The sequence below is a fragment of the Streptomyces sp. NPDC012466 genome (genome assembly GCF_042955215.1).
Taxonomy (GTDB): Bacteria; Actinomycetota; Actinomycetes; order Streptomycetales; family Streptomycetaceae; genus Streptomyces.
This window is the reverse complement of record NZ_JBIBEQ010000001.1, coordinates 871,217-887,029: the sequence shown is the minus strand read 5'-3', so window position 1 is coordinate 887,029 and position 15,813 is coordinate 871,217. Positions and strand designations below refer to the sequence as shown.

General features: G+C 71.6%; 13 protein-coding genes. 11 read left to right on the top strand and 2 right to left on the bottom strand.

The window, feature by feature from the left end; genetic code table 11:
* The first annotated feature begins 29 nt into the window (after positions 1-29).
* The 7 genes from ACFY9E_RS03990 to ACFY9E_RS03960 all read left to right on the top strand — a co-directional run bounded on the left by ACFY9E_RS03990 (position 30) and on the right by ACFY9E_RS03960 (position 8,936).
* The gene (locus tag ACFY9E_RS03990; RefSeq protein WP_390979087.1) at positions 30-872 is read left to right on the top strand and encodes a nitrilase-related carbon-nitrogen hydrolase; all 843 of its coding nucleotides are present in this window, start codon (positions 30-32) and stop codon (positions 870-872) included.
* Positions 869-2,155 (top strand): aminotransferase class III-fold pyridoxal phosphate-dependent enzyme, encoded by a 1,287-nt coding sequence (locus ACFY9E_RS03985; protein ID WP_390979085.1) that lies wholly within the window; start codon positions 869-871, stop codon positions 2,153-2,155. Before ACFY9E_RS03990 ends, ACFY9E_RS03985 begins: the two co-directional genes overlap by 4 nt.
* Before the next feature lie 25 nt (positions 2,156-2,180).
* Entirely contained in the window at positions 2,181-3,746 is a 1,566-nt protein-coding gene (locus ACFY9E_RS03980; RefSeq protein ID WP_390979083.1) for a PucR family transcriptional regulator ligand-binding domain-containing protein, read from the top strand.
* Positions 3,747-3,901: 155 nt separating this feature from the next.
* The gene (locus ACFY9E_RS03975) at positions 3,902-4,744 is read left to right on the top strand and encodes a nitrilase-related carbon-nitrogen hydrolase (protein ID WP_386502590.1); all 843 of its coding nucleotides are present in this window, start codon (positions 3,902-3,904) and stop codon (positions 4,742-4,744) included.
* A gap of 79 nt (positions 4,745-4,823) precedes the next feature.
* Positions 4,824-6,227, top strand: coding sequence for a dihydropyrimidinase (gene hydA / locus ACFY9E_RS03970; protein WP_390979081.1), 1,404 nt, complete (start codon positions 4,824-4,826; stop codon positions 6,225-6,227).
* An 11-nt stretch (positions 6,228-6,238) separates the two neighbouring features.
* Positions 6,239-7,261: a TIGR03842 family LLM class F420-dependent oxidoreductase gene (locus tag ACFY9E_RS03965; protein ID WP_390979079.1), complete on the top strand. Its 1,023-nt coding sequence runs from the start codon at positions 6,239-6,241 to the stop codon at positions 7,259-7,261.
* A 148-nt stretch (positions 7,262-7,409) separates the two neighbouring features.
* Positions 7,410-8,936 (top strand): NCS1 family nucleobase:cation symporter, encoded by a 1,527-nt coding sequence (locus tag ACFY9E_RS03960; RefSeq protein WP_390979078.1) that lies wholly within the window; start codon positions 7,410-7,412, stop codon positions 8,934-8,936.
* Positions 8,937-8,962: 26 nt separating this feature from the next.
* Here ACFY9E_RS03960 and ACFY9E_RS03955 read toward each other — a convergent pair whose 3' ends face one another.
* Complete coding sequence (locus ACFY9E_RS03955) at positions 8,963-9,631, bottom strand: hypothetical protein (protein WP_390979076.1); 669 nt, start codon at positions 9,629-9,631, stop codon at positions 8,963-8,965.
* Between the two features lie 333 nt (positions 9,632-9,964).
* Here ACFY9E_RS03955 and ACFY9E_RS03950 point away from each other — a divergent pair, with 333 nt between their 5' ends.
* The 4 genes from ACFY9E_RS03950 (at position 9,965) to ACFY9E_RS03935 (ending at position 14,818) form a co-directional block, all read left to right on the top strand.
* Entirely contained in the window at positions 9,965-11,791 is a 1,827-nt protein-coding gene (locus ACFY9E_RS03950; protein WP_390979074.1) for a gamma-glutamyltransferase, read from the top strand.
* 85 nt (positions 11,792-11,876) lie between these two features.
* Positions 11,877-12,722 carry an inositol monophosphatase family protein gene (locus tag ACFY9E_RS03945; RefSeq protein ID WP_390979072.1) on the top strand — a complete coding sequence of 282 codons (846 nt, stop codon included), beginning with the start codon at positions 11,877-11,879 and terminating at the stop codon, positions 12,720-12,722.
* Between the two features lie 180 nt (positions 12,723-12,902).
* Positions 12,903-14,312 carry an FAD-dependent oxidoreductase gene (locus tag ACFY9E_RS03940; RefSeq protein ID WP_390979070.1) on the top strand — a complete coding sequence of 470 codons (1,410 nt, stop codon included), beginning with the start codon at positions 12,903-12,905 and terminating at the stop codon, positions 14,310-14,312.
* On the top strand, positions 14,309-14,818 hold the full coding sequence (locus tag ACFY9E_RS03935) for an O-acetyl-ADP-ribose deacetylase (RefSeq protein ID WP_390979068.1): 510 nt from the start codon (positions 14,309-14,311) through the stop codon (positions 14,816-14,818). Before ACFY9E_RS03940 ends, ACFY9E_RS03935 begins: the two co-directional genes overlap by 4 nt.
* Positions 14,819-14,837: 19 nt before the next feature.
* On the opposite strand, the gene ACFY9E_RS03930 is transcribed toward ACFY9E_RS03935, so the two are convergent.
* Complete coding sequence (locus ACFY9E_RS03930) at positions 14,838-15,671, bottom strand: class II glutamine amidotransferase (protein WP_390979066.1); 834 nt, start codon at positions 15,669-15,671, stop codon at positions 14,838-14,840.
* Between the last annotated feature and the right edge of the window lie 142 nt (positions 15,672-15,813).

Sequence of the window (15,813 nt, the reverse complement as noted above, 5' to 3'; positions counted from 1 at the left end):
GCGCAGACGTCGCGTCGAAGGAGCAGCTCATGGCCAACGTCGTACGTGCCGCCCTGGTCCAGGCCACCTGGACCGGCGACACCGAGTCCATGGTGGCGAAACACGAGGAGCACGCCCGCGAGGCGGCCCGCCGGGGCGCGCAGATCATCGGCTTCCAGGAAGTCTTCAACAGCCCCTACTTCTGTCAGGTCGAGGAACCGGAGCACTACCGCTGGGCCGAACCCGTCCCCGACGGGCCGACCGTACGGCGCATGCGCGCGCTCGCGCGCGAGACCGGCATGGTGATCGTCGTGCCGGTGTTCGAGGCGGAGCAGCCCGGCTTCTACTACAACACCGCGGCCGTGATCGACGCCGACGGCACCTACCTCGGCAAGTACCGCAAGCACCACATCCCGCAGCTCAAGGGCTTCCGCGAGAAGTTCTACTTCAAGCCCGGCAACCTCGGCTGGCCCGTCTTCGACACGGCCGCCGGCAAGGTCGGCGTGTACATCTGCTACGACCGCCACTTCCCGGAGGGCTGGCGGCAGCTCGGCCTGGCCGGAGCCCAGCTGGTCTACAACCCCTCGGCCACCCACCGGAGTCTGTCGTCCCACCTGTGGCGGCTGGAGCAGCCCGCGGCCGCCGTCGCCAACGGGTACTACGTCGCCGCGATCAACCGCGTCGGGCAGGAGGAGTACGGCGACAACGACTTCTACGGCACGAGCTACTTCGTCGACCCGCGCGGGCAGTTCGTGGGGGACGTCGCCAGCGACAGCCAGGAGGAGCTCGTGATCCGGGAACTGGACATCGACCTCATCGAAGAAGTGCGGCAGACGTGGGCCTTCTACCGCGACCGCCGTCCCGACGCCTACGAAGGGCTGGTGCAGCCGTGATCAACGACCTCCTGGGCCGCCACCGGGCGGTGCTCCCCGACTGGCTCGCCCTCTACTACGAGGAGCCCCTCGAGATCACCCATGGCGAGGGCCGCCACGTCTGGGACGCGCAGGGCAACCGCTACCTCGACTTCTTCGGCGGCATCCTCACCACCATGACGGCGCACGCGCTGCCCGAGGTGACCAAGGCGGTGAGCGAGCAGGCCGGGCGGATCATCCATTCCTCGACCCTCTACCTCAACCGCCCGATGGTCGAACTCGCCGAGCGCATCGCCCAGTTGAGCGGCATCCCGGACGCCCGCGTCTTCTTCACCACCTCGGGCACCGAGGCCAACGACACCGCACTGCTGTTGGCCACGGCGTACCGGCGCAGCAACACCATCCTGGCCATGCGCAACAGCTACCACGGCCGTTCCTTCAGCTCCGTGGGCATCACCGGCAACAGCGGCTGGTCCCCGACCTCGCTCTCCCCGCTCCAGACGCTGTACGTCCACGGCGGCGTGCGCACGCGCGGCCCGTACGCCTCCCTGGACGACGGCGACTTCATCGCGGCCTGTGTCGACGACCTGAAGGACCTGCTCGGCCACACCCGGCCCCCGGCCGCGCTGATCGCCGAACCCGTCCAGGGGGTCGGCGGCTTCACCGCACCGCCGGACGGGCTGTACGCGGCCTTCCGCGAGGTGCTGCACGAGCGCGGCATCCTGTGGATCGCCGACGAGGTGCAGACCGGCTGGGGCCGCACCGGCGAACACTTCTGGGGCTGGCAGGCCCACGGCCGCAACGGGCCGCCCGACATCATGACCTTCGCCAAGGGCATCGGCAACGGCATGTCCATCGGCGGGGTCGTCGCCCGCTCCGAGATCATGAACTGCCTGGACTCCAACAGCATCTCCACGTTCGGCGGCACCCAGATCACCATGGCGGCGGGCCTCGCCAACCTCACCTACCTGCTGGAACACGACCTCCAGGGCAACGCCCGGCGCGTCGGCGGCCTGCTCATCGAGCGGCTGCGGTCCGTCGCCGCCCAGGTGCCGGCCGTACGGGAGGTACGCGGACGCGGGCTCATGATCGGCATCGAGATCACCAAGCCCGGGACCGACGAGGCCGATCCGCAGACCGCCGCGGCCGTCCTGGAGGCGGCCCGCGAGGGCGGCCTGCTGATCGGCAAGGGCGGCGGGCACAACACCAGTGCGCTGCGCGTCGCCCCGCCGCTGTCCCTCACCGTCGCGGAGGCCGAGGAAGGCGCCGCGATCCTCGAGAACGCTCTGAGGAGCATCCAGTAGCAGTGCGCTGAGCAAGGGACCGCCCATGACCATCACCCTGGATTCCCTGGAGCCCGCGCTGTCGGTGCGGCAGATCCTCACCCTGGAGCGGGTGCTCGCCGGGGAGCCCGAGGTGGTGGCCGGCGCGACCCATCTCGACCGGCCGGTGCGCTGGGTGCACGTCGCCGAGGCCGCGGACGTCGGTGTGATGCTCCGCGGCGGCGAGATGGTCCTCACCACCGGCGTCCTGCTCGCCGGCGACGAGGACAAGCAGGCCGAGTACGTCCGGTCCCTGCACCGCGCGGAGGCCGCCGCCGTCGTCCTCGGACTCGGCCGCGCCTTCCCCGCGGCACCGGACGTGATGCGCCGGGCGGCCGAGCGGTGCGGACTGCCGATGGTCGTCCTGCACCGGCCCTTCCCCTTCGCCGAACTGACCGAGGAGGTCCAGTCGAGGCTCGTACGGCGCAAGTTCGCCGCCGTCAGCCTCTCCGAGGCCGTCCGCACCGAACTCACCGCCCTCATCACCGCCGGCGCCCCGCTGCAACGCCTGCTCGACGAGATCGCCCGGCACAGCGCATGCCCGGTCGTCGTCACCAACCTCGCCCACCGCGTCCTCGGCACGGCGGGGGAGCGGCCCGCGGTGGACGACGTGCTGCGCGACTGGGAACGCATCGCCCGGCAGGCCGGCGGCACCGAGGGCGACGGCTGGATCCGGGCCGAACTGGGCGGGCGCGGGGAACGCTGGGGCCGGATCGTGCTGTGCGGCTACCGCGGCGACACCGCCACCGGACGGCTGCTCGCCGACCGCGCCGCCGAGGCCCTCGTCCTGCACCGCATGCTCGCCGGGGGCGCCGCCTGCTCCTGGGAGGAGCAGTCCGCGCAGAGCCTGCTGACCGACCTGGTCAGCGGTGTCGTACCGGCGCGGCAACTCCTGCCCCGGGCCCGCGCGGCCGGGCTGCCCGTCAACCGGCGCACCTTCGTGCCGCTGGTCGTCCGCGACGGCGACCCCGCCCGGCTCGAACGGCTCCTGCGGCTGCTGGGCCTGCCCGGGCTGGTCGCCGAACTGGCCGACGGCGCCACCGCCGTGCTGCTGAGCGTTCCCCGGGACCAGGACGCGGGCGCCCTCGCCGCGCACTTCGCGACCCGGCTGCGCACCGAGCCCGGCCCGGACCGCACCGTCGTAGCGGCGGCCGAACCCCGGGCCGCCTGGGACGACGTACCCACCGGACTGCGCGAGGCGCAGCACGTCGCGGACGCCGTGGCCGGCTCCTCCGCCGTCCTCGACCTCCCCCCGGTCGTGCGCCTGAAGGACGTCCATCTGCGGGGCCTGATCCGGCTGCTGCGCGACGACCCGCACGTGCAGTCCTTCGCGGAGCGGGAGCTGGACGGGCTGCTGCGCGAGACCGAGGAGGACCTGCTGTCGGTCCTGCGCACCTACCTCGCCACCGGCCGCAACAAGTCCCGCACCGCCCAGCTCCACCACGTCTCCCGGCCGGCCCTCTACCGCCGTCTTGAGGCCATACAGGTCCGCCTCGGGGTGGACCTCGACGACTTCGAGCAGGCCGCCTCGGTGCACATCGCACTCCTCGCGCACGACGCGCAACAACAGTGAAACAAGCGACCACCTGGGAAAACGGCGGTGAAACATGGGCCCACGACAGAGTGACACGGTGGCACGCCGCACGCCCTTCGACGTGACACGCTGCAACTCAAAGACGCCCACGCGACTTCCTAGGCTCACGGCACACCGAGCGACCGGAGGTCCCGATGAGCCCAGTGATCCGTGCCGCCGTCTTCCAGACCGCCTGGACGGGCGACAAGGAATCGATGATCCAGGTCCACGAGCAGGCGGCCCGCGACGCCGCCGCGCAGGGCGCTCAAGTCCTGTGTTTCCAGGAGCTGTTCTACGGACCGTACTTCTGCCAGGTCCAGGACCCGGCCTTCTACGAGTACGCCGAGCAGATCCCCGAGGGCCCGATCGTCCGCCGCTTCCAGGCCCTCGCGAAGGAACTCGGCATCGTCCTGGTGCTGCCGATGTACGAGGAGGAGCAGCCCGGCGTCCTGTACAACACCGCCGCCGTGATCGACGCGGACGGCTCCTACCTCGGCAAGTACCGCAAGACGCACATCCCCCAGGTCAGGGGCTTCTGGGAGAAGTTCTACTTCCGTCCGGGCAACTCCGGCTGGCCGGTCTTCGACACGGCCGTCGGCAAGGTCGGCGTGTACATCTGCTACGACCGCCACTTCCCCGAGGGCTGGCGCGCCCTCGGCCTGGCGGGCGCCGAGATCGTCTTCAACCCCTCGGCCACCTCGCGCGGCCTGTCCGGCTACCTCTGGCAGCTGGAGCAGCCGGCGGCGGCCGTCGCCAACGAGTACTTCGTCGGCGCGATCAACCGGGTCGGGGTCGAGGAGTACGGCGACAACGACTTCTACGGCACCTCGTACTTCGTGGACCCGGAGGCCCAGTTCGTCGGCGAGGTGGCGAGCGACAAGGAGCCCGAACTGGTCGTGCGCGACCTGGACATGGCCAAACTCCGGGAGGTCCGCGACCGCTGGCAGTTCTACCGGGACCGGGCACCGGGCGCGTACGGGCCGCTGACGGCACCGTAAGCGCTCCGACAGGGGCGCGGGGAACCGCGCGACCAGCCACACACAGCCCGCACCTTCACACGGCGAGGAGCGACACACCATGAGCACCCGAACCGTCATCCGCGGCGGCCTCGTCATCACCGCGTCCGACGAGATCCACGCCGACGTCCTGATCGAGGACGGCCGCATCGCCGCCCTCGCCGCCTCCGCCACCCCCGCCGCGGAAACCTTCACCGCGGACCGCACGATCGACGCCACCGGAAAGTACGTCATCCCCGGAGGCGTCGACGCCCACACCCACATGGAGCTGCCCTTCGGCGGCACCTTCGCCTCCGACACCTTCGAGACCGGCACCCGCGCCGCCGCCTGGGGCGGCACGACCACGATCATCGACTTCGCCGTGCAGAGCGTCGGCCACAGCCTGCGCGAGGGCCTCGACGCCTGGCACGCCAAGGCCGACGGCAACTGTGCGATCGACTACGGCTTCCACATGATCGTCTCCGACGTCAACGAGCACACCCTCAAGGAGATGGACCACCTGGTCGAGGAGGGTGTCACCTCCTTCAAGCAGTTCATGGCCTACCCGGGCGTCTTCTACAGCGACGACGGCCAGATCCTGCGGGCCATGCAGCGCTCCGCCGACAACGGCGGCCTGATCATGATGCATGCCGAGAACGGCATCGCGATCGACGTCCTGGTCGAGCAGGCGCTGGCCCGGGGCGAGACCGACCCCCGCTACCACGGCGAGGTCCGCAAAGCCCTGCTGGAGGCCGAGGCCACCCACCGCGCCATCAAGCTCGCGCAGGTGGCCGGCGCGCCCCTGTACGTCGTGCACGTCTCGGCGACGGAGGCGGTCGCCGAACTGGCCCGGGCCCGTGACGAGGGGCTCAACGTCTTCGGCGAGACGTGCCCGCAGTACCTGTTCCTGTCCACCGACAACCTCGCCGAGCCCGACTTCGAGGGCGCGAAGTACGTGTGCAGCACGCCCCTGAGGCCGAAAGAACATCAGGCCGCGCTGTGGCGGGGCCTGCGGACGAACGACCTCCAGGTGGTCTCCACCGACCACTGCCCGTTCTGCTTCGTCGGCCAGAAGGAACTCGGCCGCGGCGACTTCTCCAAGATCCCCAACGGCCTCCCCGGTGTGGAGAACCGTATGGACCTCCTCCACCAGGCGGTCGTCGACGGGCACATCTCACGCCGCCGCTGGATCGAGATCGCCTGCGCCACCCCGGCCCGGATGTTCGGCCTGTACCCGAAGAAGGGCACCATCGCGCCGGGCGCCGACGCCGACGTCGTCATCTACGACCCGCACGCCGAGCAGGTCATGTCGGCCGAGACGCACCACATGAACGTCGACTACTCGGCGTACGAGGGCAAACGCACCACCGGCCGGGTCGAGACGGTCCTCTCGCGCGGCGAACCCGTCATCACCGAGCGGGAGTACACCGGCCATGCCGGGCACGGCGTCTTCACCCCGCGTTCCACCTGTCAGTACCTCAACTAGGAGTGGTGCAGATGGACTTCGGACTCGTCCTGCAGGCGGACCCGCCGGCCTCGCGGGTGATCAGCCTGATGAAGCGGGCGGAACGCAACGGCTTCACGCACGGCTGGACCTTCGACTCCGCCGTGCTGTGGCAGGAACCGTTCGTGATCTACAGCCAGATCCTGGCCAACACCACGAAACTGAAGGTCGGGCCGATGGTGACCAACCCGGGCACCCGCACCTGGGAGGTCACCGCCTCCACCTTCGCCACCCTCAACGACATGTTCGGCAACCGCACGGTCTGCGGCATCGGCCGCGGCGACTCCGCGATGCGCGTGGCCGGCCGCAAACCCAACACCCTGGCCCGGATCAGCGAGGCCATGAAGGTCATCCGGGACCTCGGCAGCGGACGGGAGGCCGACCTCGGCGGCGGTACCGTCGTCCGGTTCCCGTGGATCAAGCCGGACGCCGAACTGCCCGTCTGGATGGCGGCGTACGGCCCCAAGGCCCTGAAGATGGCCGGTGAGGAGGCGGACGGGTTCATCCTCCAGCTGGCCGACCTGTACCTCACCGAGTACATGGTCAGGGCCGTGAAGGACGCGGCCGTCGCCGCCGGCCGGGACCCCGCCGAGGTGACCATCTGCGTGGCCGCCCCGGCGTACGTCACCGAGGACGACTCGCCCGAGGCGCTCGCCCACGCGCGCGAGCAGTGCCGCTGGTTCGGCGGCATGGTCGGCAACCACGTCGCCGACCTCGTCTCCAAGTACGGCGAGCACTCCGCCCAGGTGCCCGACGAGCTCACCGAGTACATCAAGGCCCGCGAGGGCTACGACTACTCCCACCACGGGCGCAGCGGCAATCCCGATGCGCAGTTCGTGCCCGACGAGATCGTCGAGCGGTTCTGCCTGATCGGCCCGGTCGACAAGCACATCGAGAAGCTGGACGCGCTGCGCGCGCTCGGCGTGGACCAGTTCGCCGTCTACGACATGCACGACGCGCAGGAGGCCGTGATCGAGGCCTACGGATCACAGGTGATCCCGGCCGTCAACGGCTGACCTCCTCCGCAGCACCCCCCTGTGAACTCCCTCTTCCCAGCGGCCCGGGAAGGGGGCCCAGGACGCTCCCCGCCGCACCCGGAGCGCACCCCCCATCGGCGTCACCGCACGGCCTTTCCCGTCCCACCTCGCCTGATTGGCCCGGCCCATGACCGATACCGCTCCCACCGCCCCACCGCCGCCCACCCAAGTCACCCGCGACGACGGCCGGGTGGAGATCGCCCCCGGCGCCCCCGCACCGACCGGCCCCTACGCCAACGAGGACCTGCTGCCGGTCCCGGTCGCGAAGCGCACCTGGACCACGTACAACTTCTCCGCGCTGTGGGTCGGCATGGCCCACAACACGGCCTCCTGGACCCTGGCCTCCGGGCTCATCGCCGTCGGCATGGACTGGAAGCAGGCGGTGCTCACCATCGCCCTGGCCAACGTCATCGTGCTGATACCCATGCTGCTCACCGGGCACGCCGGACCGAAGTACGGCATACCCTTCCCGGTCTTCGCCCGGGCCTCCTTCGGCATCCGCGGCGCCAATCTGCCCGCGGTCGTACGGGCGTTGGTGGCGTGCGGCTGGTTCGGCATCCAGACCTGGATCGGCGGTGAGGCCATCTACTTCCTGGCCGGCAAGCTCATCGGCACCGGCTGGACGGACGCCGCGAAGGTCGGCGGCTACGCCTGGACCATGTGGCTGTCGTTCGCGATCTTCTGGGCGCTGCAGGTCGTCATCATCTACCGGGGCATGGAGACGATCCGCCGCTTCGAGAACTGGGCGGCGCCCTTCGTGCTCGTCGGCGCGTTCGTGATGCTGTGGTGGATGAGCGACAAGGCGGGCGGCTTCGGCCCGCTGTTCGACCAGCCGTCGAAGCTCGGCTGGGGCGCCGACTTCTGGAAGCTGTTCGCCCCCGCCCTCATGGGCATGATCGGCTTCTGGTCCACCCTGTCGCTGAACATCCCCGACTTCACCCGCTACGGCAGGAGCCAGAAGGCGCAGACCCGGGGCCAGGCGCTCGGCCTGCCGACCACCATGACCCTCTTCGCCTTCCTGTCGGTGATGGTCACCTCGGGCTCCCAGGCCGTCTACGGCGAGGCCATCTGGGACCCGGTGCAGCTCGCCGCCAAGACCGACAGCACCGTGGGCCTGTTGTTCGCGCTGGTCACCGTCCTGGTCGCGACCCTCTCCGTCAACGTCGCGGCCAACCTGGTCTCTCCGGCGTTCGACTTCTCCAACATCGCGCCCCGCAGGATCAGTTTCCGGGCCGGAGCCCTCGCCACCTGCGTCCTCGGTGTGCTGATCTTCCCGTGGAAGCTGTACTCCGACCCGCAGGGCTACATCTTCACCTGGCTCGGCCTGGTCGGCGGCCTGCTCGGCACCGTCGCGGGCATCCTCATCGCCGACTACTGGATCCTGCGCCGCTCCCGGCTCGACCTCGCCGACCTGTACCGCCCGGGCGGCCGCTACTGGTACGACGGCGGCTGGAACTGGCGGGCCGTCGCCGCCTTCGTGGTCGGCGGTGTCCTCGCCGTCGGCGGCGCGAACTTCAAGCCGCTGATCGACGGCCGTCCGATCCCGGCGCTGGCCGATCTGGCCGACTACGGCTGGGCGGTGGGCCTGGGCACGTCGATGGTGCTGTACCTGCTGCTGATGGCCCTGCGAGGCCGTGACCGCACGGCTGTCTGACCCGGACCGGCGCTGGAGGGCGGCGATCAGCCCTCGTCGGCCTCCAGCGCGGCCACCGCTTCCTTCGCGGCCTTGATGGCGCCCCGGTTGATCGTGTCCGTACCGGGCGCCTTCTTCGACTCGAAGTCACTGCCGTTGTAGGTGATCGTCACCAGCGCGTTGGAGGCGCGGGCGAGCACGACGCCCTCGCGGGTCTCCTGCTTGTCCTCGGTGGTGAGGTTCACGACGGAGTACGCGCTGTCGCCCAGACCGGGCACGGGTCCGCCGCCGCTCTTCTTCCCGGTGTGCTCCTCGTAGGCATTCTGTGCCGCCTCGTCCGACTCCATGACCTCGTAGGACACGTCGAGCCAGCGGTAGTCGTACCCCTTGAGCGCGTTCCAGGAGCAGGTGCGGCGCAGCTTCGTGTCCGTCGACGGGATCTCCTTGCCGCCCGTCTTGGCACCCGGCACCAGCGACTCGATCGTCTTCTTGGCGACGCTGTCGCACGGGGCGGGCGCGGCCGAGTACGCCTTGGACACCGTCGACGTGGACGGAGCGGACGCGGCCCGGTTCTCGGTCTTCTCTTCGGCCGGCTTGTGCTCGGCGGCCTGTGGCGCGGCGAGCGGACCGGACGACAACGCCCAGCCCAACGCGGCGAGCACCACCACCGGGGACAGTCGGGCGGTCAGGGCCAAGGGCAGAGGTAGAGAACGCACGGCGCCCTTCTCGTGGGGGACGACGGTGCGGAACGGGTCCGCACGGCGGACGGAACGACAGTGTCACATGAGTGCCTGTGGTGCGGAAGTGCGAACTCGCTCCGTGGCCGCGCGGTGACCGGGGCCCCTGTTCACCGCCCGGATATCGGCCGGTTCAGCGGTCGGTGAGTGGTTTGCGGCAGGTGCGTGTGTAGCCGGGGAGCTGCGGTGGTTCCTGTCGAGAAGTGCCCGCCCACCTGCGATCTTCCGAGGTTTCGGCGGGACCGCGACACGGGGAGGGGGACGGGTGGCGTGCCCCTGAGCGGATACGACGACGAGAGATGAGAAGGCCGTATGTTCACGTCCCGCCCCACCCTCCAGGGCACCTTCGGCATGGTCTCCTCCACCCACTGGCTCGCCTCGCAGTCGGCGATGGCCGTGCTGGAGGACGGCGGCAACGCCTACGACGCGGCCGTGGCGGGTGCCTTCGTGCTGCACGTCGTCGAGCCGCACCTCAACGGCCCGGCCGGGGAGGTGCCGATCCTGCTCGCCCCGGCCGGCGGCGAGGTGCGGGTGCTGTGCGGGCAGGGCGTCGCGCCGGCCGGGGCGACCGCCGCGCACTACCGTGACCTCGGCCTGGACCTCGTCCCCGGCACCGGGCCGCTCGCCGCCGCCGTACCGGGCGCGTTCGACGCCTGGATGCTGCTGCTGCGCGACCACGGCACCAAGTCCCTCGACGACGTCCTGAAGTACGCCATCGGGTACGCCGAGCACGGCCACGCGCCCGTGGAACGCGTCGGCGAGACCGTCGAGACGGTGCGCGGGCTGTTCGAGACGGAGTGGACCTCGTCCGCGGAGGTCTACCTGCCCGGCGGCAAGGCGCCCCGCCCCGGCGAGCTCTTCACCAACCCCGCACTCGCCGCCACCTGGAAGCGCCTGCTCGCCGAGACCGCCGGAGCGGGGGACAGGGAGGCGCGGATCGAGGCCGCGCGGCAGGTGTGGCGCACCGGATTCATCGCCGACGCCCTCGTCCGCCAGGCCGGGCGCCCCACGAGGGACACCAGCGGAGAACGCCACACCGGAACCCTCACGGCCGCCGACCTCGCCGCCTGGTCCGCGACCTACGAGTCGCCGGTGACGTACGACTGGAACGGCTGGACCCTGTGCAAGCCGGGCCCCTGGAGCCAGGGCCCGGTCCTCCTCCAGCAACTCGCCCTGCTCCCGCCCGAACTGCCCCGGTACGGCTCGGCCGACTACGTTCACCTCCTGGTCGAGAACTGCAAGCTCGCCATGGCCGACCGGGAGGCCTGGTACGGGGACGCCGCCCACGTGCCGCTCGACGACCTGCTGTCCGACGCCTACAACACGGCCCGCCGCGCCCTCGTCGGCGAGCGGGCCGAGCACGACCTGCGGCCCGGCAGCCCCGGCGGACGCACCCCGCGGTTGTGCGCCCACGCGCGCGTGGCGGCCGCCGCCCAGGAGGGCTACGACGCCCTGGGCGTCGGCGAACCGACCGTCGCCAAGAGCCCGGCGTCCCCCGTGCCGGGCGAACCGGAGGTCCGGGCCGACGGGACCACCCGCGGCGACACCTGCCACCTCGACGTCGTCGACCGCTGGGGGAACATGGTCTCGGCCACGCCCAGCGGCGGCTGGCTCCAGTCCAACCCCGTCGTGCCCGAACTCGGCTTCCCGCTCGGCACCCGGCTCCAGATGACGTGGCTGGAGGAGGGACTGCCCAACTCCCTCACCCCCGGCCGGCGCCCCCGCACCACCCTGACGCCCTCCATCGCCCTGCGCGACGGCGTGCCCGTCATGGCGTTCGGCACGCCCGGCGGTGACCAGCAGGACCAGTGGCAGCTGCACTTCTTCCTCGCGGTCGCCCTGCGCGCTCCCGTGCGCGGCGGCCTCGACCTCCAGGGCGCGATCGACGCCCCGAACTGGCACAACGACAGCTTCCCCGGCTCCTTCTACCCGCGCGGCATGCGCCCGGGCAGTGTGACCGTGGAGTCCCGCACCGACCCGGCCGTCGTCGAGGAGCTGCGGCGCCGCGGACACGACGTGACCGTCGGCGGGCCCTGGTCGGAGGGCCGGCTGTGCGCGGTCGCACGGGATCCGGAGACCGGCGTGTTGTCGGCGGCGGCGAATCCGCGCGGGATGCAGGGGTACGCGGTGGGCCGGTGATCCGGTACCCCGCTGTTCATCGCGATGCCACCCCGAGTGCACCCGGCGGGGGCGCCTTGTCAGTGACCCGTGTTGTCATGGAGGGGTGATCGACACGAACGAAACCATCGAAGAGTTTCTCGCAGAGCACGCCTCCGACGTCGAAGAGGCGATCCGCAAGGCCGCCGCCGGCGAGATCATGCCCCGCTGGCGCCGGCTCGCCGCGCACGAGGTGGATCAGAAGAGCGGCCCGCACGACCTGGTGACCGACGCCGACCGCAAGGCCGAGCTGTACCTGACCGAGGCGCTGGCCGCCCTGCTGCCCGGCTCGGTCGTGGTCGGCGAGGAGGCGGTCCACGCCAACCCGGCGTCGTACGAGGCGATACGCGGCGACGTCCCGGTCTGGATCGTCGACCCGGTCGACGGCACCCGGCAGTTCGTGCGCGGCGAGGCCGGGTTCTGCACCCTGGTCGCGCTGGCCGTCGGTGGCACCCTGCTCGCGTCCTGGACGTACGCGCCCGCCCGTGACCGGCTCGCCACCGCCCAGCGGGGCAAGGGCGCCTACCTCGACGGGCAGCGGCTGTTCGCCGGTGTGCCGGAGCCCGGCCGGGACCTGCGCGTGGCCACCTCCCACCCGGACTACACGACGGAGGAGGAGAAGCACGCCCTGCTCCGCCTGCGCACGGACGGTGTGCAACCGCGCCCGTGCGGCTCGGCCGGTCTGGAGTACCTCGCCATCGCGCGCGGCGAGTTGGACGCCGTCGCGTTCTCCTGGGAAGCCGCCTGGGATCACGCGGCCGGTCTGCTGCTGGTCGAGGAGGCGGGCGGCGCGCACCTGACCCGCGCGGGCGAGCCGTTCCGCATCACGGGCGGCAATGTCCTGCCCTTCACCGCGGCCCGCGACGCGACCACGGCCCGCAGGGTGGTGGGGCTGCTCTCGGGCGGGGCCTGAGCGCCGGAACCGTCGCCCGCCGCGCACGCCCGATCACTCACCGTGCTGCGCGGGACGGCTCCGGCCGCCGCGAATCGGCCTTCCACAGCGGAAATCACCCGCGGCCGGTGACGGACAGTCCCCGGGCATATCCTGATCTCAGTGGCCGTCGGCTGACGAAGGGGTCCCAAGGTGCCGTCGATGCTCGATGCCGTCGTAGTGGGTGCGGGGCCGAACGGACTGACCGCGGCCGTGGAGCTGGCCCGCCGCGGCTTCTCCGTCGCCGTCTTCGAGGCCCGGGGCACCGTGGGCGGCGGAGCCCGCACCGAGGAGCTCACCCTCCCCGGCTTCCGGCACGACCCGTGCTCCGCGGCCCACCCGCTCGCCATCAACTCTCCGGCGTTCCGCGCCCTGCCGCTCGAGCGCTACGGCCTGGAGTGGCTGCACGCCGAGCTGCCCATGGCGCATCCCTTCCCGGACGGCAGGGCGGCCGTGCTGGCCCGGACGGTCGGCGAGACGGCCGCCTCCTTCGGCCCGCGCGACGCCGGCGCGTACCGCAAGCTTGTGGCACCCTTCCTGCCCAAGTGGGACACCCTCGTCCGGGACTTCATGTCCCTGCCGCTGACCGCGCTGCCCCGCGACCCGGTCACCCTCGCCCGCTTCGGCCTGGCCGGGCTGCCCCCGTCGACGCTCCTGATGCGCCGCTTCCGCGACGAACCGGCCAAGGCCCTGTTCTCCGGGCTCGTCGCCCATGTCATGGCACCGCTCGGCGGCTTCGCCACCGGCGCCGTCGGCCTGGTCTTCGCCCTCGCGGCGCACGCCCGCGGCTGGCCCGTCGCCCGCGGCGGCTCCCAGTCCCTCTCCGATGCCCTCGCCGCCTACCTGCGCGATCTCGGCGGCGGCGTCCACACCGACTACGAGGTCAAGCGCCTCGACGACCTGCCGCCGGCCCGTGCGTACGTCTTCGACACCTCGCCCACCGCCCTGGCCCGCATCGCCGGCTTCGGCACCCACTACGCCGGCTACCGCTACGGGCCGGGCGTCTTCAAGATCGACTACGCGCTGGACGGCCCCGTGCCGTGGACCGCGAAGGAGGCCCGTGCCGCCGGCACGGTGCAGATCGGCGCGAGCAGCGCGGAGATCGGCGCGGCCCTGCGCGCGGTGTCCCGGGAGGGCCGGGCCCCCGACAAGCCGTTCCTGATCACGGTGCAACCGAGCGTCGTCGACCCCACCCGGGCCCCTGCGGGCAAGCACGTCTTCTGGGCCTACGGGCACGTCCCGAACGGCTGGACCGGTGACCTCACCGACGCCGTCGAGCGCCAACTGGAGCGTTTCGCGCCGGGGTTCCGCGACCGCGTCCTGGCCCGTGCCACGGCGGGCCCGCCCGAACTCGCCGCCCGCAACGCCAACTACGTCGGCGGGGACATCGCCTCCGGCGCGGCCTCCGGCCTCCAGCTCCTGCTGCGTCCGAAGCCCACCCTGTTCCCGTACCACACCCCCCATCCGGCCGTGTTCCTCTGCTCCTCGGCGACCCCGCCGGGCCCCGGAGTGCACGGCATGTCGGGGCACAACGCGGCCAAGGCCGTCTGGAAGCGACTGAGGCAGACATGACGGCCATCGAACTGGTCCAGGGCGACATCACCCGCGAGAGCGTCGACGCGATCGTCAACGCGGCCAACTCGTCCCTGCTGGGCGGGGGAGGGGTCGACGGGGCGATCCACCGCCGCGGCGGCCCCGCCATCCTGGAGGACTGCCGCAGGCTCCGTGCCGCGCACCTCGGCAAGGGCCTGCCCACCGGTCAGGCCGTCGCCACCACCGCGGGCGATCTGGACGCCCGGTGGGTGATCCACACGGTCGGCCCGGTGTTCAGCACGACCGAGGACCGCTCCGGCCTCCTCGCCTCCTGCTACCGCGAGTCGCTCCGCGTCGCCGCCGAACTCGGCGCCCGTACCGTCGCGTTCCCCGCGATCTCCACCGGTGTCTACGGATGGCCGATGGACGACGGCGCCCGGATCGCGGTCGAGACCGTACGGGCGGCGGACACGACGGTCGAGGAGGTCAGGTTCGTCCTCTTCGACGAGCGGGCGTACGAGGCGTTCGCCGCCCGACTCCGCTGACGGCACGGGACGGCAGCGCTCATACGGGCTCGGGCTCGAAGTGCCGCAGCAGGCCCCGGCCGGGCTGGACGACGCCGTAGGTGCTCTCCGGTACGGCGTTCCAGACACCCGGCAGATCGCCCAGCGGCTCGGACACGACCAGCCGCGTCTCGTCGGAGACATGGTTCAGGAACCCCAGGTCGGGGTGGAGGGCTCGCACGTCCTCCACCCGGCTGCTGTAGTACAGCGACCGCGATTTTCCCGCGCTTGAGTACCGGAAGAACCACACCCGCTCCCCGTCGGTCACCGCGACCGTCATCTGGAGCGGCTGCGGCACCCCGTGCTCGCGGCCCAGCCGCTCGACGAGCCCCGTCATCCGGGCCACCGCGCCCGGCGGATCGCCGTCCAGACCGAGGGTGAGCGCCACGTGGAACATCACCTCGGAGTCCGTGGTGCCCTCCAGCGACGGGAACAGCACCGGGTCCACGGCGAGCATGAGATCCCGGCGCAGGTCGAGGTAGCCGTCGATCGCCCCGTTGTGCATCCACATCCACCGCCCGTGACGGAACGGATGGCAGTTCGTCTGCTGCACGGCCGAGCCGGTGGAGGCGCGCACATGGGCGAAGAACAGCGGCGAGCGGACGTGGTCGGCGATCTCCCGCAGGTTGCGGTTGCTCCAGGCCGGGCCCGTGTCGCGGATGACGGCGGGGGTGCGCAGGTGCCAGGCGTACCAGCCCACGCCGAAACCGTCTCCGTTGGTGGTCTCGACCCCCATCCGCGCGTGCAGGCTCTGGTCGATCAGCGAGTGCTCCGGGCGGTAGAGGACGTCGTCGAGCAGCACGGGAGTGCCCGAGTAGGCGAGCCAGCGGCACATGGCCGGTACCCCCGTTCCGAGCCGCCCGGGCCGGGCCGCACGGCTCCGTAGGTGGTGTGCGTGCACTTCAGAGAACAACGGCCGGGGCCGGGGCGCATCGCCCGCGGCGGGTGGTCGCGGGGCCCGGGCCGCCCTGTCCGCG